Annotated in this window: 1 protein-coding gene; it reads right to left on the reverse strand. The window is 54.6% G+C overall.

The window, feature by feature from the left end; translation table 11 throughout:
• Window positions 1–40: 40 nt before the first annotated feature.
• Window positions 41–1,207 carry an RNA-guided endonuclease TnpB family protein gene (locus PG883_RS23475; RefSeq protein WP_270793652.1) on the reverse strand — a complete coding sequence of 389 codons (1,167 nt, stop codon included), beginning with the start codon at window positions 1,205–1,207 and terminating at the stop codon, window positions 41–43.
• Between the last annotated feature and the right edge of the window lie 133 nt (window positions 1,208–1,340).

Below are 1,340 nucleotides of genomic sequence, written 5' to 3' on the forward strand. Positions count from 1 at the left end.
GTGACTGCTCCCCGCCGCAAGCGGCGAGGCTTCCCACTTCTTAGGCCGCTACTGCCGAATTGGCAGATTGACGCTGGCCTCCATGGGTAGAAACGACGAGTCCCGCCGCCTTTAATTCCAATATGCCTTGCTGCTGGATATTCATGGCTGCGTTGATGTCGCGGTCATGCTCTGTACCACACGCCGGACATGCCCACTGCCGCTGGTGCAGCGGCATATCCGGCATCTTGTGGCCGCAATCGCTACACAGTTTCGAGCTGGCAAACCACTGATCGAGTTTGATTAGGTGGCGACCCGCCGCTTGAGCCTTGTACTCCAGCTTCATGATGAAACCATGCCAGCCAGCATCGCCTATGGCGCGGGCCAGTTTGTGGTTTTTCATCATGTTCGCTGATTTCAATGTCTCCACGATGATCGCTTGACTATCGTCAACCATCGTGCGGGAGAGTTTGTGCTGAAAATCGGCGCGGGCATTGGCTACCCGTTCGTGCAGGGCTGCCAGTTGCCGCCTTGCCTTGCCACGGTTGGCGCTGCCCTTTTTCTTGCGAGACAGTGCCTTTTGCTTGCGCCGTAGATTGCGGCTGGCATTGACAAGGTGGCGCGGGTTATCCGTTTTCTTTCCGTTGGACTGGATGAGATAGTGGGATAGCCCCATATCACAGCCGGTCACGTCGGTGATGAAGGTGGACTTGGCCGGGGCCTCGCAGCCATCATCGCAAAGGATGGACGCATAGTATTTCCCTGTCGGGCCACGGCTGACTGTGATACTGGAGACCACGCCGATTATGTCTCGGTGAATGACCGCCCTGATGGGCGTCATCTTCGGCAACTGGATAGCGTCGGCCAGCACTTTGCCATTGGGGTGATAGCTCGATTGCCTGCCCCGTTTGCTCTTGAACGTTGGCATTCGCGCCTTGAGCTTGGGGTTGAAGAAGTTGACAAACGCCTTGTCCAGATTGATTACCGCCTGCTGCAAGGCGAGTGAATCGTACTCTTTCAGCCAGCCGTATTTGCGCGACTTTTTTGCCACTGCCAGCAAGGGCTTCAGGTCGCGTTTCGGTTTCAGTGAAACCCCGTGACGCTTGAACATGTGCTGTTGGAGATGAAGAGCTTTGTTGTACGCGAACCGCACCGCGCCGAACTGAGCATTCAAAAATGCCGCCTGTTCGTCAGTGGGGTAAATCCGTACTTTTGTGGCTCTTTTCACCGGCAAACCTTAAATGTCGAGATACTGTAATTATATACAGTAAAAATATTACCACTCAATAGAAAACATTGAGTTACCGCCCCTTATATCCCCGCCCGATTGGGCGAGGGTTTACGGGGCATCTGCTAAAGAG

The organism is Aeromonas sp. QDB25 (assembly GCF_027707725.1).
Lineage (GTDB): Bacteria > Pseudomonadota > Gammaproteobacteria > Enterobacterales > Aeromonadaceae > Aeromonas > Aeromonas caviae.